The organism is Ideonella sp. BN130291, from assembly GCF_036231905.1.
Taxonomy (GTDB): Bacteria; Pseudomonadota; Gammaproteobacteria; order Burkholderiales; family Burkholderiaceae_C; genus CAMLIZ01.
Map to the genome: position 1 here is coordinate 214878 of NZ_JAZARE010000001.1, position 15467 is coordinate 230344.

The 15467-nt window shown below is 68.7% G+C and carries 10 protein-coding genes; 5 read left to right on the plus strand and 5 right to left on the minus strand.

The window, feature by feature from the left end:
- Window positions 1-96: 96 nt before the first annotated feature.
- From galK to VPH43_RS01015, 3 genes are read right to left on the minus strand one after another with little or no spacing between them, the layout of a single operon-like run.
- On the minus strand, window positions 97-1278 hold the full coding sequence (gene galK, locus VPH43_RS01005) for a galactokinase (protein WP_328575782.1): 1182 nt from the start codon (window positions 1276-1278) through the stop codon (window positions 97-99).
- On the minus strand, window positions 1275-2315 hold the full coding sequence (locus tag VPH43_RS01010; RefSeq protein WP_328575783.1) for a UDP-glucose--hexose-1-phosphate uridylyltransferase: 1041 nt from the start codon (window positions 2313-2315) through the stop codon (window positions 1275-1277). The genes galK and VPH43_RS01010 overlap by 4 nt, the downstream gene beginning before the upstream one ends.
- Window positions 2312-4222 carry a glycoside hydrolase family 2 TIM barrel-domain containing protein gene (locus VPH43_RS01015; RefSeq protein ID WP_328575784.1) on the minus strand — a complete coding sequence of 637 codons (1911 nt, stop codon included), beginning with the start codon at window positions 4220-4222 and terminating at the stop codon, window positions 2312-2314. Before VPH43_RS01015 ends, VPH43_RS01010 begins: the two co-directional genes overlap by 4 nt.
- Before the next feature lie 162 nt (window positions 4223-4384).
- On the opposite strand from VPH43_RS01015, the gene VPH43_RS01020 reads away from it, so the two are divergent.
- The gene (locus tag VPH43_RS01020; RefSeq protein ID WP_328575785.1) at window positions 4385-5350 is read left to right on the plus strand and encodes an ArsR/SmtB family transcription factor; all 966 of its coding nucleotides are present in this window, start codon (window positions 4385-4387) and stop codon (window positions 5348-5350) included.
- 16 nt (window positions 5351-5366) lie between these two features.
- Here the strand turns inward: VPH43_RS01020 and VPH43_RS01025 are convergent, their stop codons facing one another.
- Window positions 5367-8138 carry a TonB-dependent receptor gene (locus VPH43_RS01025; RefSeq protein WP_328575786.1) on the minus strand — a complete coding sequence of 924 codons (2772 nt, stop codon included), beginning with the start codon at window positions 8136-8138 and terminating at the stop codon, window positions 5367-5369.
- A gap of 247 nt (window positions 8139-8385) precedes the next feature.
- Between VPH43_RS01025 and VPH43_RS01030 the strand changes: the two genes are divergently transcribed.
- From VPH43_RS01030 to VPH43_RS01040, 3 genes are all read left to right on the plus strand, one after another.
- Window positions 8386-9384: a glycoside hydrolase family 43 protein gene (locus VPH43_RS01030; RefSeq protein WP_328575787.1), complete on the plus strand. Its 999-nt coding sequence runs from the start codon at window positions 8386-8388 to the stop codon at window positions 9382-9384.
- 137 nt (window positions 9385-9521) lie between these two features.
- Window positions 9522-12380, plus strand: a complete 2859-nt coding sequence (locus VPH43_RS01035; RefSeq protein WP_328575788.1) for a C1 family peptidase — start codon at window positions 9522-9524, stop codon at window positions 12378-12380.
- A gap of 98 nt (window positions 12381-12478) precedes the next feature.
- Window positions 12479-13462: a UDP-glucuronic acid decarboxylase family protein gene (locus tag VPH43_RS01040; protein ID WP_328575789.1), complete on the plus strand. Its 984-nt coding sequence runs from the start codon at window positions 12479-12481 to the stop codon at window positions 13460-13462.
- Window positions 13463-13494: 32 nt separating this feature from the next.
- On the opposite strand, the gene VPH43_RS01045 is transcribed toward VPH43_RS01040, so the two are convergent.
- Window positions 13495-14427: a hydroxyacid dehydrogenase gene (locus VPH43_RS01045; RefSeq protein ID WP_328575790.1), complete on the minus strand. Its 933-nt coding sequence runs from the start codon at window positions 14425-14427 to the stop codon at window positions 13495-13497.
- Between the two features lie 94 nt (window positions 14428-14521).
- Between VPH43_RS01045 and VPH43_RS01050 the strand changes: the two genes are divergently transcribed.
- Window positions 14522-15424 carry a TIGR00730 family Rossman fold protein gene (locus tag VPH43_RS01050; RefSeq protein ID WP_328576187.1) on the plus strand — a complete coding sequence of 301 codons (903 nt, stop codon included), beginning with the start codon at window positions 14522-14524 and terminating at the stop codon, window positions 15422-15424.
- Window positions 15425-15467: the final 43 nt, after the last annotated feature.

The window sequence follows — 15467 nt, forward strand, 5'->3', positions numbered from 1 at the left end:
GTCGTGTCTCCTTGAATGCGCTCTACGGCGCGTGAACAGGCCGCAGCCGGTGGCCCGCCAGCAGGATGGCACAAGCACGCATGGTGCGAGGCCCGTTCATGCCAGCAGCCCCGCGCCCGCGCTGGCGCTGCAGGCCCACACCAGCGCCGGCTCGCCGCCGGGGCTGCGGTAGCCGCGCTCCACCGCGCTGCGCACCGACGCCACACGGCCGTGCGGCACCAGCGCCACCACGCAGCCGCCAAAACCGCCGCCTGTCATGCGCGCGCCGCCCTGCGGGCCCAGCACCTCGTTGACGATCATCGCGAGCCGGTCCACCGCTGGTGGCACGATCTCGAAATCGTCGCGCATGGACACGTGCGACTCGCGCATCAGCTCGCCCGCGCGTTGCAGGTCGCCGTCGCGCAGCGCCTGGGCCGCGTCCAGCGTGCGCTGGTTCTCGGTAACCACATGGCGCGCGCGGCGCAACAGCGGCAGCGGCAGCTCATGCGCGCGCGCCTGCCACAGCGCCTTGTCCACGTCGCGCAGCAAGGGCACGCCCAGCGCGGCGGCCGCCTGCTGGCATTGCTGGCGCCGCAGGTTGTATTCGCTGTCCACCAGCCCGCGCTGCACGCGGGAATGGATGACCAGCACCGCCAGGTCGGGAGGCAGCGGGATCGCCTGCGTCTCCTGCGTTCGGCAGTCCAGCAGCAGGGCATGGCCCGCCACGCCGGCGGCCGAAGCCAGCTGGTCCAGGATGCCGCACTGGCAGCCCGCGAAGTGGTGCTCGGCCCACTGGCCCGCGCGCGCCTTGCGGCGCACGTCCAGGCCCGTGCCGGCCAGGGCGTCGAAGGCGGTGGCCACCGCCATTTCGAGCGCCGCCGATGAACTCAAGCCAGCGCCCAGCGGCACGTTGCCCGCAATCGCGATGTCAGCGCCCTGCAGCTTCACGCCATCGGCCTGCAGCGCGGCCAGGGTGCCGCGCACATAGTTGGCCCAGCCGGCCGGCTCGCGCGGCTGGATGGGTTGCGTGAGGCTGAAGCTGTCGAGCTCGCTGCCCTCGTCGCAGGCCAGCACCCGCACCCGGCCGTCGTGGCGCGGCCGCAGCAGCAGCAGGGTTTCGCGGTCGATCGCGCAAGGCAGGCAGAAGCCGTCGCTGTAGTCGGTGTGCTCGCCGATGAGGTTGACTCGCCCGGGCGCGCGCGCCAACAGGCGCGGCTCGCCGCCGAAGCGGCCGTGGAAGGCGTTGAGCGCGCGTGCGAGCAACTGTGCGCGATCGAACGACGCCGGGTTCGTTGTCATGCCAGCGCCTCCACGCTGCGCAGGCGCTCGGCCGCCTGCTCGGGGGTGAGGTCACGCTGCGCATCGCCCAGCAGCTCGAAGCCGGCCATGAACTTGCGCACGGTGGCCGAGCGCAGCAGCGGCGGAAAGTAGTGCGCATGCAGCTGCCACGGCGCGGTGTCGCGCTCGTCGTGCGGCGCCCCGTGCCAGCCCATGGAGTACGGGAAGGACACGTTGAACAGCTGGTCGTAGCACCGGGTCAGGCGCTGGATCGCCAACGCGAGATCGCTGCGCTGCGCGTCGGACAGCGCTTCCAGCCGGGCGGCCGGCGCCTTGGGCAGCAGCAGGGTCTCGAAAGGCCAGTTGGCCCAGTACGGCACCACCGCCAGCCAGTGGGTGGTGTCCACCACCGTGCGCGCGCCGTCGGCCAGCTCCTGCGCCACGTAGTCCAGCAGCATCGCGCGCCCGTGTTGGGCGTGATAGGCCCGTTGGCGTTCGTCCTCCAGCGCCACCTCGCCGGGCACATGGTCGGTGGCCCAGACCTGGCCATGCGGATGCGGGCTGGAGCAGCCCATCATCGCGCCCTTGTTCTCGAACACCTGCACATGGCGGTACTGCGCACCCAGCGCCCGGCTCTGGTCCACCCAGGCCTGCACCACGGCCTCGATCGCGGGCAACGGCATCTGCGGCAAGGTGAGCGAATGGTCGGGCGAAAAACACAGCACCCGGCAGGTGCCGCGCACCGGCGCCGCCTGCATCAGCGAACCTGAAGCAGCGGGCGGCGGCTCGCCGGCGTCGGGCGTGAGCGCGGCAAAGTCGTTGGTGAACTCGAAGGTGCCGCTGTAGTGGGGGTTCAGCTCACCGTTGGCGCGGCGGTTGCCCGCGCACAGGTAGCAGCCGGGGTCGTGCCGCAACACCGCCTCGCCGCGCACCGGCTCCTGCTGCCCGGCCCAGGGCCGCAGGCTGCGGTGGGCCGACACGATCACCGAGCGGCCGGTGAGCGGGTTGAGCCGCCGATGCGGATGGCGCACCGGATCGAAGACGGTCGATGCGCTCATGCCGTGACCGGCAAGGGCGGCTCCATGTCGGCCGCCACCTGCTCCGCATGGCTGAGCGGCCCCGCATGGCCGGCCAGGCTCTCCAGCAGGCGCAGCTTCTTCAGCCAGCGCTTGTTGTAGCCCAGCGGATTGCGCTCGTAGTCCGCCGCCTTGAAAAGCTTGCCCTTGGTGGCGCGCGCGATCATGGCCGGGTCGGCCTTGGGCTGGCGCTCCGGCGTGAGCAGGCCGTTCTTCTCCAGGAAGGTGTCGGTGAGCTGGGTGTAGCAAAAGCCCACCAGGCCCTTGCATTCATGCACCGCCTCCAGCAGCGCCACATAACGCCCGGCGAATTCCGCTCCGGGTTCGACGAGTGAATAGCCCCAGCCTTCGTCGCCCTCGTGCAGCGGCGCGATGCCGCCGAACTCGGTGAGCATCACCGGGCGGTCGTGCCCTTCGAAGCCGTCCAGCAGCAGCGCGTGGCCGCCGCCCGGGCGCTCGTGCTGCAGGGTGGCACGCGCCGCCTGGCGGCTGCCGTAGCGCTCGATCAGCTTCTGCGGTTCGTCGGTGTAGTCATGGATGCTGAGGATGTCGCCGCACGGCATCTCCCAGCCGTCGTTGCCCACCACCGGGCGCGTGCCGTCCAGCGCGCGGGTGGTGTGGTACAGGGCGCGCACGAGGTCCACCTGGCGCGCCTGGGTGGGCAGTGCCGGCACGCCCCAGGATTCGTTCACCGGCACCCAGGCCACGATGCAGGGGTGGGACAGGTCGCGCTCCACCAGCGCGCGCCACTCGTCGCACAGCGCATGCACCGTGGTGTCGGAGAAGCCGTAGGCCGAAGGCATTTCGCTCCACACGCACAGGCCCAGGCAGTCGGCCCAGTACAACCAGCGCGGGTCTTCGCTCTTCTGGTGCTTGCGGGCGCCGTTGAAACCCAGGCGCTTGATCGCCTCGACGTCGGCGCGCAGGCGGCCGGTGTCGGCCGTCATCAGGGAATCGGGCCAGTAGCCCTGGTCCAGCACCATGCGCAGCTCGTAGGGCCGGTCATTGAGCAGGAAGCGGCCATCCTCCACCCGCACCGAGCGCATGGCGGTGTAACTCTCCACCCGGTCCAGCAGGCAACCGTCGGCGTCATGCAGCTCCACCACCGCGTCGATCAGCTGCGGATGCTCCGGCGACCACTGCAGCTCGGCGCGCGCGTCGTCGATGCCGGGGTCGGGCAGGTGGATGTCGCGCGAGGCATCGGCACCGAAGATCATGGTGCGGTCCTGCGCGATCACCGCACCGTCGGCCATCAGCGTGACCACCAGCGACATGCCCGGGCGCCCGCCCGCCACACGCACCGCCACGCCCATGTGCCAGCGCGCGAAGTTGGGCGTCCAGCGCAGGCGCTCGATGTGGGTGGCCGGCACGCGTTCGATCCACACCGATTGCCAGATGCCGGTGGTGCGGGGGTACCAGATGCTGTGCGGCTCGGCATGCCAGTCCTGCTTGCCGCGCGGCTTGTGCATGTCCGCCGGGTCATCCTCGGCCAGCACGCTGACGGTGATCTCCGCCGCTTCGGGCGCGACGCAGTCGGTGATGTCGATGGAAAACGGGCTGTGGCCGCCCACATGCTGGCCCACGCGCTGGCCGTCCACCCACACGGTGGCGCGGTAGTCCACCGCGCCGAAGTGCAGCTTCAGGCGGTCGTCCGGCCGGCTCTTCAGCCCCACCAGCGGCACGGTGCGCTCATACCAGCAACGGTGGTGAAAACCCAGGTCGCCCACGCCGCTGAGCTGGGCCTCAGGCGCATACGGCACGCGGATCTCGCGCTCGAAACGCACCTGCGCCGGCCGGCTCCAGCGCGCCTTGTCGTCATAAGTGAATTGCCAGGTGCCGTCGAGGCTGCGCCAGTCGGTGCGCCGCAGCTGGGGGCGGGGGTGGTCCATGAACGGGTTCCAGGAAAGGATGAAAGCAGTGCGTTCACTATCTCAACAATTCTTGTTAGAGTCAACGCATATAGAGAGTAATTTGCGCGATCCGCCGGGGGCTGCGGCACGGGCCGCGTCGATAATCTGCCCAATCCCACCGTTGTTAAGGACACAGCGCGCATGAAACTGGATGGAGGCCGCGTCCTCGTGCTGGACGGCGAAGAAGTGCTGCCGGTGATCAAGGCGCTGGCGTCCGAGACGCGGCAGGCCATGCTCGCGCTGCTGACCGACCAGGTGCTCAACGTGTCCGAGCTCGCCGCCGCGATGAACCTGCCGCATTCGACGGTGAGCTTCAACATCAACCAGCTGCAGGCGGCCGGGCTGGTGTCGGTGGCCACCGAGCCGGGCACCCGCGGCACGCAGAAGCTGTGCGCCAAGCGCTACGACGAGGTGCACATCCGCCTGCCCGGCGCGGCGGTGGAGAAGACGCCCAACGTCACGTCGGTGGCCATGCCGATCGGCAGCTACCGCTTCGTGGAGGCCAAGCCCTCCTGCGGCCTGGTGAGCGAGAACAAGATCATCGGCATGCTGGACGACCCCCGCTCGTTCTTCGAGCCGGACCATGTGCATGCGCAGCTGATCTGGATTGCCGAGGACGGCTACATCGAATACGCCTTCCCCAACAACCTGCCTTACGGCGTGTTGCCGCGCACGCTGGAGCTGTCGATGGAGATCTGCTCCGAGGCGCCCTCGCACAACCCCGACTGGCCCTCGGACATCACGCTGGTGATCAACGACGTGGAAGTGGGCACCTGGACCAGCCCCGGCGACTACGGCGGCAAGCCCGGCCTGCTGACCCCGGCCTGGTGGCCCACCGAGCGCACCACGCACGGCCTGCTCAAGCAATGGACCGTCACCGAGGGCGGCACCCTGATCGACGGCGTCACGCTCTCCAGCGTGGCGATTGCCGACCTGCGCCTGGCGCAGTCCAACCACATCAAGGTGCGGCTCGCGGTGAAGGAGGATGCACGTCATCGCGGCGGCCTCAATCTGTTCGGGCGCAAGTTCGGCAACTACCCGCAGGACATCCTGATGCGCATCACCTACGACTTCCCCAAAGGCAGCGGCCCGGGGGCTGCCGCCTGAGGGGAAGCGGGCCGCTTCACAGCGTGAAGTTCACGCCCAGCGAGTAGGTGGACGGCGTGTAGCGGATGTCGCGCGGCCGGCTCGGGTCGCCGATGTAGCTTTCGTACTTGGTGTGGGTGATGTTGGTGGCGTCGAACTGCAGCGACAGGTTCTTGGTGATCGCGTAGCCCAAGCTCAAGTCCACGTAGGTCGCACCGCGCACCGTGTTGACGAGGTGGAAGTCGCCGTCGTTCACGTTGTCCGCATAGGCCCCGCGGTGGGTGGCGGCCAGGCGGCCGGTGATGCCGTTGCCCTGGTACATCAGCACGAGGTTGTAGTTGTGCTTGGACACGTCCACCAGCGGTGAGTCGATGAAGGTGTCGCTGTTGAGCGACGTGCGCGTTTGGTTCTTGCCGTTGATCAGCGTGTAGTTCGCCTGCATACCGAAGTTCCTCCAGATGCCAGGCAGAAAGTCAAAGAAGGCCTGGCCGCCGACTTCCACGCCGTGCAACCGGCCCTTTCGCGAATTCTGCGGACGCGTCACGTAGTAGTTTTCACCGCCAATGTTTTCCACGTCGGTGAAGGGCTGTAGATAGCCGTCGATGCGCCGGTCGAACACGGCCACCTGCACGTAGCCGTTCTTCTTGAAGTAGTACTCCAGCGTCGCGTCGGAGCTGATCGACTTGGTTGGCTTGAGATTCGGGTTGCCAGCGCTTCCCGCACCCGGCACGTTGACCGTCGCTGCCGTTAGCGCCAAAGCAGGGTTCAGATCGGCGAACGTTGGGCGCGTGATGGTCTTGCCCACGGTGAAGTGAGACTGCAGCCGGTCGGTCCAGCTCGCCACCAGGCCCAGGCTGGGCAGCACGTTGGTCTCGGACGTGGTCATGTCCAGCGGGCTCAGCACGTTGGGGTCGCCTTGCTGGGCGGGCGGCGTGCTCAAGGTGCCCTCCAGGCGCCGGTTCACCCGGATCAGGCGCACGCCGGCATTGCCCAGCACCGACACGCTGCCCACGTCGAAGCCGAACTTGCCTTGCACATAGGCCGTGATGTTGCGCTCCCGCTGCGAGAACGAGCGCAGTGGATCGGCCGGCGCGCGGCCCAGCGGTGCACCGTAGCCCTGGCGCAGTGCATCGGTGTTGTCCAGCAGGTAGTTCATGTCCGGCGTCATGAACGGGCCGAGCAGCCGGTCCACCCCGGGCACCAGGCGATCGAAGTTGGGACCGAACGCCACGCTGGCCAGCGGCCGGGCGTCGTCTGGGAAGTCGTTGAAGGTGTTGGCCGCCTGCGATTCGGCGCGGCGTTCGCTCAGGCGCACCCCGCCCATCACCTTGCGCATGAAACCGTCACCCAGCGCCCATTCGGCATCGGTCTTCCACTGCGCCTGCCGGCCGGTGTCCTCGTTCCAGTTCTGCACCAGCGCCAGCAAGGCGAACTGGCTCGGGTCGCGCAGCGGCGTCTGGCTGGAGGGGGTGGTCACCGAGGTGAAGCCGCCATGCCCGTCCGGGCCCACGGTGTAGGTGCGCGTGGTGACGTCCATCACGCGCTGGTCCACCACGATGCGCTCGTTGGAGTACTTCGAATGCGAGAAGGCGAGGTCGGAGTTCAGGCGCAGCGGCCCTTCGCGGTAGGCCACGCCCAAGGTCGCCAGGTTGGTGCGGGTCTTCTGGCGGAAGGCCTGCGTACTCGTGGTGGTGTTGGGGTCCACGTTCCATGGATTGGGACCGTAGCGCGTGGCCGGGTTGGTGGACGAGATCACCGGGCAGATCGGGTTGTTGCCGTTGGGCAAGCAGCCCTCGGTGCCCACCACCACGTCGGTGGCATGCGGGGTCCAGCCCACGATCGAGAAGATGTAATCCGTCTCGAAGCGGTTCTTGTAGTCCATCGACAGCAGGTGCGAGCTCACCTCCAGCTTGTCGCTGGGCTTCCATTGGAAGGCGCCGTGCAGGCTGGCGCGCTCGCGGTTACCGCGGTTGTAGATGCCGCCCACGAAGGCCGCGCTGGCCAAACGCTCGCCCGGAGCGGCCGGCTGGAAGATGCCGTTCTGGTCGCGGAACACATGCGTCGAGTTGCCGTTGGCGTCCACCGACCACACCTGCTCCGGCCGGTCGTTCCACTGCACCGGGTACACGAACCGGTCCTTCTGGTAGTAGGCGTCCACCAGGAAGCCCATCTCGCCCGCATCGGTCTTGGTCCGATTGCTGATCGAGCCGCCCACCGCCGGGTCGGTGTAGTTCTCGCTCTGCGAGGAACCCTGGGGCTTGAGGCGGCGCGCTCCCGCCTTGGCTGTGGCCTGCCAGCCCATGCCCTGGGTGAACGGCGTGGCGAGCCGTACATTCACCGAGCCAGCGATGCCGCCTTCCAGGATGTCGGCGGTCAGTGACTTGTAGACGTCCAGGCCCTGCACGGACATCACCGGCAGATCCTGGTAGCTGATGCGGCGGCCGGTGCCGGTGAACACCTCCATGCCGTTGACGGTGGTGGACACGTCGGGCAGGCCGCGAATGATCACGTTGGCGGTTTCACCGAGGTCGCGGGTGATCTGCACGCCCGAGATGCGCTGCAGCGCATCCCCGATCGACCGATCCGGAAAAGCGCCGATGTCCGACGCATTGATCGAGTCGACCACCTGGATCGAGTCGCGCTTGATCTCCTCGGTGGTGCGCAGGCTCTTGCGCATGCCGGTGATCTCCACGGTCTGCACCGTGTTGTCGGCCGCCGCCGCGGGCGTGGCCGCCTGGCCCCAGGCGGCCGTGGCGAGCGCGGACAGCGTACAAGCGATGCAGATCGGGGTGAGCTTGAAAGGAATCATTCGTGGGCTCCGAGGTCGTGGACGCACGCGCATCGCGGCGACAACTGCAACAAACCGATTGCCAACAATCGGCCGGTTAACTGCAGCATTCTTTGGTAGAAAGGTGTCACTACCGCACGACTTCCCTCTCTCCGGGGCCGATCATCGCGAGTTGGCTGGAAGTAGTCACCCCGTGAAAACGATAACAAACAAGATTCTTTGTTGCTTTCTGATAGCGGCCTGCAAATCAGCCAAGGAACCCCTCGCGATGCCCCGTCTGCGCTACCAGAACCCGGTCCACCCGCACTACTTTGCCGACCCGTACGTCTGGCGCCATGCCGGCCAGTACTACGCCATCGGCACGGGCCCCGCCGAAGCGGCCGGCGAGGTGAGCGGCGCGGGCGGGGCCACCGTGTTTCCGCTGCTGCGCTCGCCCGACCTCGTGCAATGGCAGCCTGCCGGCCACGCGCTGGTGCGGCCCGATGCCGCCCTGGGCGACACCTTCTGGGCGCCGGAGATCGTGCAGGCCGACGGCCGCTGGTTCATGTACTACTCGGTCGGCCATGGCGACCGCAGCCACCAGCTGCGCGTGGCCTGCAGCGACGAACCGCTGGGACCCTACGTGGACTGCGCCCAGCTCACCGACCCCGCGGATGTGCCCTTCGCGATCGACCCCCATCCGTTCCAGGACGTGGACGGGCGCTGGTACCTCTTCTCCGCACGCGACTTCCTGGAGACGGTGGACGACAGCGGCGCCGCGGTGCGCGCCGGCACCGCGCTGGTGGTGCATGCGATGGCCAGCATGACCGCGCTGGTGCCCGGCAGCGGCCGCACGGTGGCGCGCGCGCGCTTCGACTGGCAGCGCTTTGCCGCCGACCGGCCCATGTACGGCCAGGTGTTCGACTGGCACACGCTGGAAGGCCCGTTCGTCGTGCGGCACGACGGCCGCTACTACTGCCTCTACAGCGGCGGCAGCTGGCAGACCCCTTCCTATGGGGTGGACTACGTGGTGGCCGACTCGGTGATGGGGCCCTACGTGGACGACGCGCCCGGCGCCGGCCCGCGCGTGCTGCGCACCGTGCCGGGGCAGGTGCTGGGCCCGGGGCACTGCTCGGTCACGGTGGGGCCCGACGGCAGCAGCCGCTACCTCGTCTATCACGCCTGGGGGCCGGACCAGGCGGCACGCCGCATGTGCATCGACCCGCTGGAGTTCACCGCCGACGGGCCGAGTTCGCCCGGCCCGAGCTGGCTGCCGCAACACCGCTGACAGCCGCTGAAAACCCGCATTGCAAAAACGCGTTCAGCAGCAGGTCCGCCGCATCCCACATTTGAACGATGCAGGCGGAGAACCGCAGGTCCATATTGGCCAGGTGCCTTGTTGGCATTCCGGTCCGGGAGGACACCATGCAGCTGCTGATGATGAAGGGGCATTCGGGCGCAGAGGTCGACAAGCTCGCCAAGGCGCTCGCGAAGGAGCTGGGCAACGACGCCACCGAGTTCCCGGTGCTCCACCAGGCGGGCGCGGCGATCGACGATGAGTTCGAGGCCGCCATCCGGCGCTGGCAGTCGGGCATCGGCATCATTGCCGACGGCGTGGTGGGCCCGCACAACCAGGTGCTGCTGGGGCTCATTGCGCCGCAAGGCGGCAAGTTCGACGGCCTGGCGCTGGACGTCGGCCATGTGAGCCGCCTGTTCCCGGTGACCAAGCCGGCCAACATCGCGCGCTACCTGCCCTACATCGAAGCCGCGCTGGGTGTGGCCGGCCTCACCGACCGGGCCATGGTGGTGGGAGCGCTGGGCACCATCCGGTCGGAGACCGAGGGCTTCGTGCCGATCTCGGAGTTCCAGTCCAAGTTCAACACCGCACCGGGCGGTGCGCCCTTCGGCCTGTACGACGGCCGCCTGGGCAACCGCGCCGCGGGCGATGGCGCGCGCTATCGCGGCCGCGGCTTCGTGCAGCTCACCGGCCGCTCCAACTACGCCACCTATGGCGAGAAGATCGGCTGCGACATCGAAGGCCGGCCCGATCTGGCCAACGCGCCCGAGGTGGCTGCCATCCTGCTGGCGGTGTTCCTCTCCGACCATGCGGCCAAGTTCCGCAGCGCCGTGGCCCAGGGCAACCTGCTCGCCGCGCGCAAGCTGGTCAACGGCGGCTCGCATGGCATCGACAACTTCCGCAGCGTGTTCACGCTGGCCGATGCGGTGTGGCCCGCCCAGGCCGGCGCTGCGGCCACGCCGGCGCGGCGCAGCCAGCGGCCCACCCAGAGCACGCACAAGGTCTCCAAGACCAAGAAGGACGCAGCCGACCTGCGCGACCGCGAGTTCATGCCCTGGGCCACCAGCCTGCCCGACGAATACCCGGGCGCCAATGACATCGCCCGCTTCCTGCCCGCCTATGCGGAGGCCCGGCTGGTGCTCAACCAGGGCCAGGAAGGCGCCTGCACCGGCTTCGGCCTGGCCTGCGTCATCAACTACCTGCGCTGGGTGAAAGCCGGCAACCCGGCGCGGATGCAGTCGGTGAGCCCGCGCATGCTGTACATCCTGGCGCGCCGCCACGACGAATACCAGGGCGAGAACTACGAGGGCTCCAGCTGTCGCGGGGCGATCAAGGGCTGGTTCAACAACGGCGTGTGCCTGGAGGAGGACTGGCCTTATGCGCCCGACAAGTCCAACCCCGCGAGGTACGGTTTTGCCACCCGGGCCACGCAGAACACGCTGGGCGTGTACTACCGGGTGGACACCAAGTCGATCACCGACATGCAGGCAGCGGTGGCCCAGCATGGCGCGGTGTTCGTCTCTGCCTTCACGCACGACGGCTGGGACGAACTCCCCTCGCCCAAGGCGCCAGTGAAGTCCCATGCCGATGTGCCGGTGATTCCCTTCGACGGCAAGCCGTCCAAGGACGGCGGCCATGCCTTCGCGGTGGTGGGCTTCAACCGCGAGGGCTTCCTGATCCAGAACTCCTGGGGCGAACAATGGGGCAGCGGCGGCTTCGCGGTGCTGAGCTACCTGGACTGGCTGGCCAACGCGATGGACGCCTGGGTGGTGTCGCTGGGCGTGCCCGGCGTGGTGGCCGGGCGCCTGGCCTCCGGCTCCATGGTGCAGGGTGCCCGCGCCGCCGGCGCCGACCGTTCCAAGTGGTGGGACAGCGGCATGGCCTACCAGCACAGCGTGGTGCTGGGCAATGACGGCCGGGTGCAGCGCTACCTCACCGAGGACGAACCGCCGCGCAAGCTGCAGCACCAGGTGTTCGCGCTGCCGGACCAGTGGTTCCGCACCCGCCCTGCCAACGAACCGAAGCGGCTGGTGCTGTACGTGCACGGCGGCCTCAACGATGAAGCGGCTGCGATCAAGCGCGCCAGCGCGATGGGCCGGTTCTTCGCGGGCAACGGCTGCTACCCGCTGTTCATGGTGTGGAAGACCGGCCTGGTGGAGTCGATCAGCGGCATCCTCGAGGACGCACGCCGCAAGCAGCCGCAGGTGGCCGGCGCCGGCGACTGGCTCAAGGACAAGATGGACCTGCTGGTCGAAAAGACCATCGGCCGACCCTTCGCCAAGCCGATCTGGAGCGAGATGAAGGAGAACGCCGAACTCGCCTTTGCGCCGCGCCATGGCGGGGAGCTGTTGCTGGAGGCCATCCAGGCGCTGGCCGGCACCTGGGGCAGCCGCTTCCAGCTGCACCTGGTGGGCCACTCGGCCGGCTCCATCCTGCTGGGCCACCTGCTCAAGGCCGCGGCCGCACGCCCCGCGGTCAAGGGCGCGCTCACCACGGTGAGCCTGTTCGCACCGGCCTGCACGGTGGCCTTTGCGGCACGCCACTACGCATCGGACGACGAGGTGATGCAGCGGCTGTACCTGGACGTGCTGTCGGACAAGGAGGAGCGTGACGACAACGTCGCCTCGATCTATCACAAGTCCCTGCTCTACCTGGTGTCCAACGCGCTGGAGACCGACCTGCGCACACCCATCCTCGGCCTGGACGTGGTGAACGACACGTCCTACGACGGCTGGGACGGCTCCTCCGACACCGGCGAGGCCCTGGCCACCTGGCGCAAGGCGGCGGACAGCGTGTCGCTGGCCCAGCGCACCCAGGTGGTCAACACGGGCCGGGTGCGGGTGGCTGTGGATTCGGCGGGCGAGGACGTGACCCAACCGGCCGCCCACGGCGCCTTCGACAACGACATCGACGTGATGACGCGCACGCTGCAGCGCATCACCGGGGGGCCCTTGAGCATGGCGGTGGACGACCTGCGGGGCTACTGAGCTGGCTGTCGGGTGCGGGGCGGCGCGCTGGGCCCGCGCCGCACGGGCATGGGCCTTGCCGCGGGCTATCACGTTCAATCCGATTGAAGGTGTTGTCCATGCCCGCTGCCTCACGCCCCCGCAAGACCGTCATCGTCACCGGCGGTGCCGGTTTCCTCGGCTCGCACCTGTGCGACCGGCTGCTGGGCGACGGCCACCACGTGCTGTGCGTGGACAACTTCTACAGCGGCACCAAGGACAACGTGCTGCACCTGCTGGACGACCATCGCTTCGAGCTGCTGCGCCATGACGTCACGGTGCCGCTGTTCGTGGAAGGCGAGGAGATCTACAACCTGGCCTGCCCGGCGTCCCCGGTGCACTACCAGTTCGACCCGGTGCAGACGGTGAAGACCAATGTGCATGGCGCGATCAACGTGCTGGGGCTGGCGCGCCGCATCAAGGCGCGCGTGCTGCAGGCCTCCACCAGCGAGGTGTATGGCGACCCCGAGGTGCATCCGCAGGTCGAGACCTACTGGGGCCATGTCAACCCGATTGGCCCGCGCGCCTGTTATGACGAAGGCAAGCGCTGCGCCGAGACGCTGTTCTTCGACTACCACCGCCAGCACAACGTGCGCATCAAGGTGGCGCGCATCTTCAACACCTACGGCCCGCGCATGCAGGTCAACGACGGCCGCGTGGTCAGCAACTTCATCGTGCAGGCCTTGCGCAACGAGCCGATCACGCTGTATGGCGACGGCACGCAGACGCGTTCGTTCTGCTTCGTCACCGACCTGGTAGAAGCCTTCATCCGCCTGATGGACACGCCCGACGACCTCACCGGCCCGGTGAACCTCGGCAACCCGGTGGAGCACACGGTGCGCGAGCTGGCCGACAAGATCGTCGCGCTCACCGGCTCGCGCTCGGCCATCGTGCACAAGCCCCTGCCGATGAACGACCCGGTGCGGCGCCGCCCCGACATCAGCCAGGCGAAGGCGGTGCTGGGCTGGGAACCCAAGGTGGGCGTGGACGACGGGCTCAAGCAGACGATCGCCTACTTCGACGAGCTGCTGAAGAAAGGGCCGGCGGCGCTGGAACACCGCTGAAGGACACGGCCGCCCGCGCGCGCGCTCCGCTGTCAGCCCAGCGCGCGCAGCACCGCCTCGGCGATCATCCCGCTCACCCGCTGGTTGGCTTCCTGCGTCACGCCCGCCACATGCGGCGTGAGCAGCAGGTTGGGGCAGCCCTGGAAGTGCGCGCTGGCCGGCAGCGGCTCCGCCTCGAACACGTCCAGGGCGGCGCCGCCGAGGCGGCCCTCGCGCAGCGCGGCGGCCAGGGCCCGCTCGTCCACGATGCCACCGCGGGCGGTGTTCACCAGCACTGCACCCGGTTTCATCGCCGCGATGCGGGTGGCGTCGAACAGGCCCCGTGTCTGCGGCGTGAGCGGCAGGTTCAGGCTCACGACGTCGGCCTCGGCCAGCAACTCGTCCAGCGTCAGCGCGCGCACGCCGGCCTCGGCGAACAGCGGATCGCTCGCCTCGCGCCGGCCGCGCCAGGCCACCGGCTGCATGCCCAGGCCGGCGGCCAGGCGGGCGGTGAGCCGGCCGATGTCGCCAAACCCCACGATGCCCATCACCTTGCCACCCACCTCGCGGCCGTGGCTCAAAGCTGCACGAGGCCACAGGCCCGCCGCCACGTCGGCGCTGGCCTGGTAGGCCCCGCGCAGCAGCAGCAGCGCGCTGGCGATGGTGTATTCCGCCACGCTGGCGGCATTGGCGCCGGTGGCCGGGATCACTTGCATGCCACGCTGCTCGCAGGCCGGCAGGTCGATGTTGTCCAGCCCCACGCCCAGGCGGCCGATCACCCGGCAGCGCTGCAAGGCGGCCAGCAGGCTGCCGCGCACCTGGGTGCGGTTGCGCACCACCAGGGCGTCCGCCATCGGTGCCTCGGCCAGCAGCGCGCCGGGCTGGTCCACCAGCGTCGGGTCGTACAACACATGGTGCTGCTGGCGCAGGCGCTGCACCGCGCTCTCGTCCATGAACTCGGTGATCACGATTCGGCAGGCCGTCATGCGCCCATGATCGCCTACCGCGCCGGCGATTCCGCTGGGGTGGCCTTGGCCTAACATCGGCCCCCTCTCCCAGATCTGCGGACCCCACATGGACATGCTGGACAAGCGCGACGACCTGAAGGCGCGCAACTTCCCGAGCGCCAAGGAAGAAGCGGTCACTGCACAACCGCCCTCGCTGTACGCCGGCCCGGAAAGCGCCTACCGGCTGGCCTTCACCGACAACAAGTTCCTGCTGCGCGAAGAGCTGCGGCCGGTGCGCATGCAGCTCGAACTGCTCAAGCCCGAGCTGATCCAGCAGGAGCAGGGCATCGAGTCGACCATCGTGATCTTCGGCAGCGCCCGCATCCCGGCGCCCGACGAAGCGGCGGCCGCGCTTGAAGTGGCGCGCGCCAGCGGCGACGCGCTGGTGCTCAAGCGGGCCGAGGTGGCGATGGCGATGTCGCGCTACTACGCCGAGGCCCAACGTTTTGCCGAGCTGGTGACCCAGGCGTCCGCCACGCTGGAGACGCCGCTGTACGTGGTGACCGGGGGCGGCCCCGGCATCATGGAAGCAGGCAACCGCGGCGCGCATGAGTGCGGCGGCAAGAGCATCGGCCTGAACATCGTGCTGCCGCATGAGCAGGCGCCCAACCCGTACATCACGCCCGAGCTGTGTTTCCAGTTCCACTACTTCGGGTTGCGCAAGATGCACTTCCTGATGCGCTCGATCGCGCTGGTGGCCTTTCCCGGCGGCTTCGGCACGCTGGACGAGCTGTTCGAGGCGCTCACGCTCATCCAGACCGGCAAGTGCCGGCGCCGGCCCATCCTGCTGTTCGGGCGCGAGTTCTGGTCACGCCTGGTCAACTTCGAGCTGCTGATCGAGACCGGCATGATCAGCCCCGGCGACGTGAACCTGTTCCGCTATGTGGAGACGGCCGAGGAGGCCTGGGAATTGCTCCGCGGCGAGTACGGCTTTGACGGCGCGCCGGCCAAAGGCAGCTTTGCAGACGATGTTTGAGCGAACTTTTCGCTAACGCGGCAGGCCGGGCCGCGGGCAAAGT

Coding starts and splice junctions, on each gene's coding strand:
- VPH43_RS01025 (WP_328575786.1), bottom strand. CDS start 8,138: ATGATTCCTTTCAAGCTCACCCCGATCTGCATCGCTTGTACGCTGTCC.
- VPH43_RS01035 (WP_328575788.1), top strand. CDS start 9,522: ATGCAGCTGCTGATGATGAAGGGGCATTCGGGCGCAGAGGTCGACAAG.
- VPH43_RS01045 (WP_328575790.1), bottom strand. CDS start 14,427: ATGACGGCCTGCCGAATCGTGATCACCGAGTTCATGGACGAGAGCGCG.
- galK (WP_328575782.1), bottom strand. CDS start 1,278: ATGACAACGAACCCGGCGTCGTTCGATCGCGCACAGTTGCTCGCACGC.
- VPH43_RS01010 (WP_328575783.1), bottom strand. CDS start 2,315: ATGAGCGCATCGACCGTCTTCGATCCGGTGCGCCATCCGCATCGGCGG.
- VPH43_RS01040 (WP_328575789.1), top strand. CDS start 12,479: ATGCCCGCTGCCTCACGCCCCCGCAAGACCGTCATCGTCACCGGCGGT.
- VPH43_RS01050 (WP_328576187.1), top strand. CDS start 14,522: ATGCTGGACAAGCGCGACGACCTGAAGGCGCGCAACTTCCCGAGCGCC.
- VPH43_RS01020 (WP_328575785.1), top strand. CDS start 4,385: ATGAAACTGGATGGAGGCCGCGTCCTCGTGCTGGACGGCGAAGAAGTG.
- VPH43_RS01015 (WP_328575784.1), bottom strand. CDS start 4,222: ATGGACCACCCCCGCCCCCAGCTGCGGCGCACCGACTGGCGCAGCCTC.
- VPH43_RS01030 (WP_328575787.1), top strand. CDS start 8,386: ATGCCCCGTCTGCGCTACCAGAACCCGGTCCACCCGCACTACTTTGCC.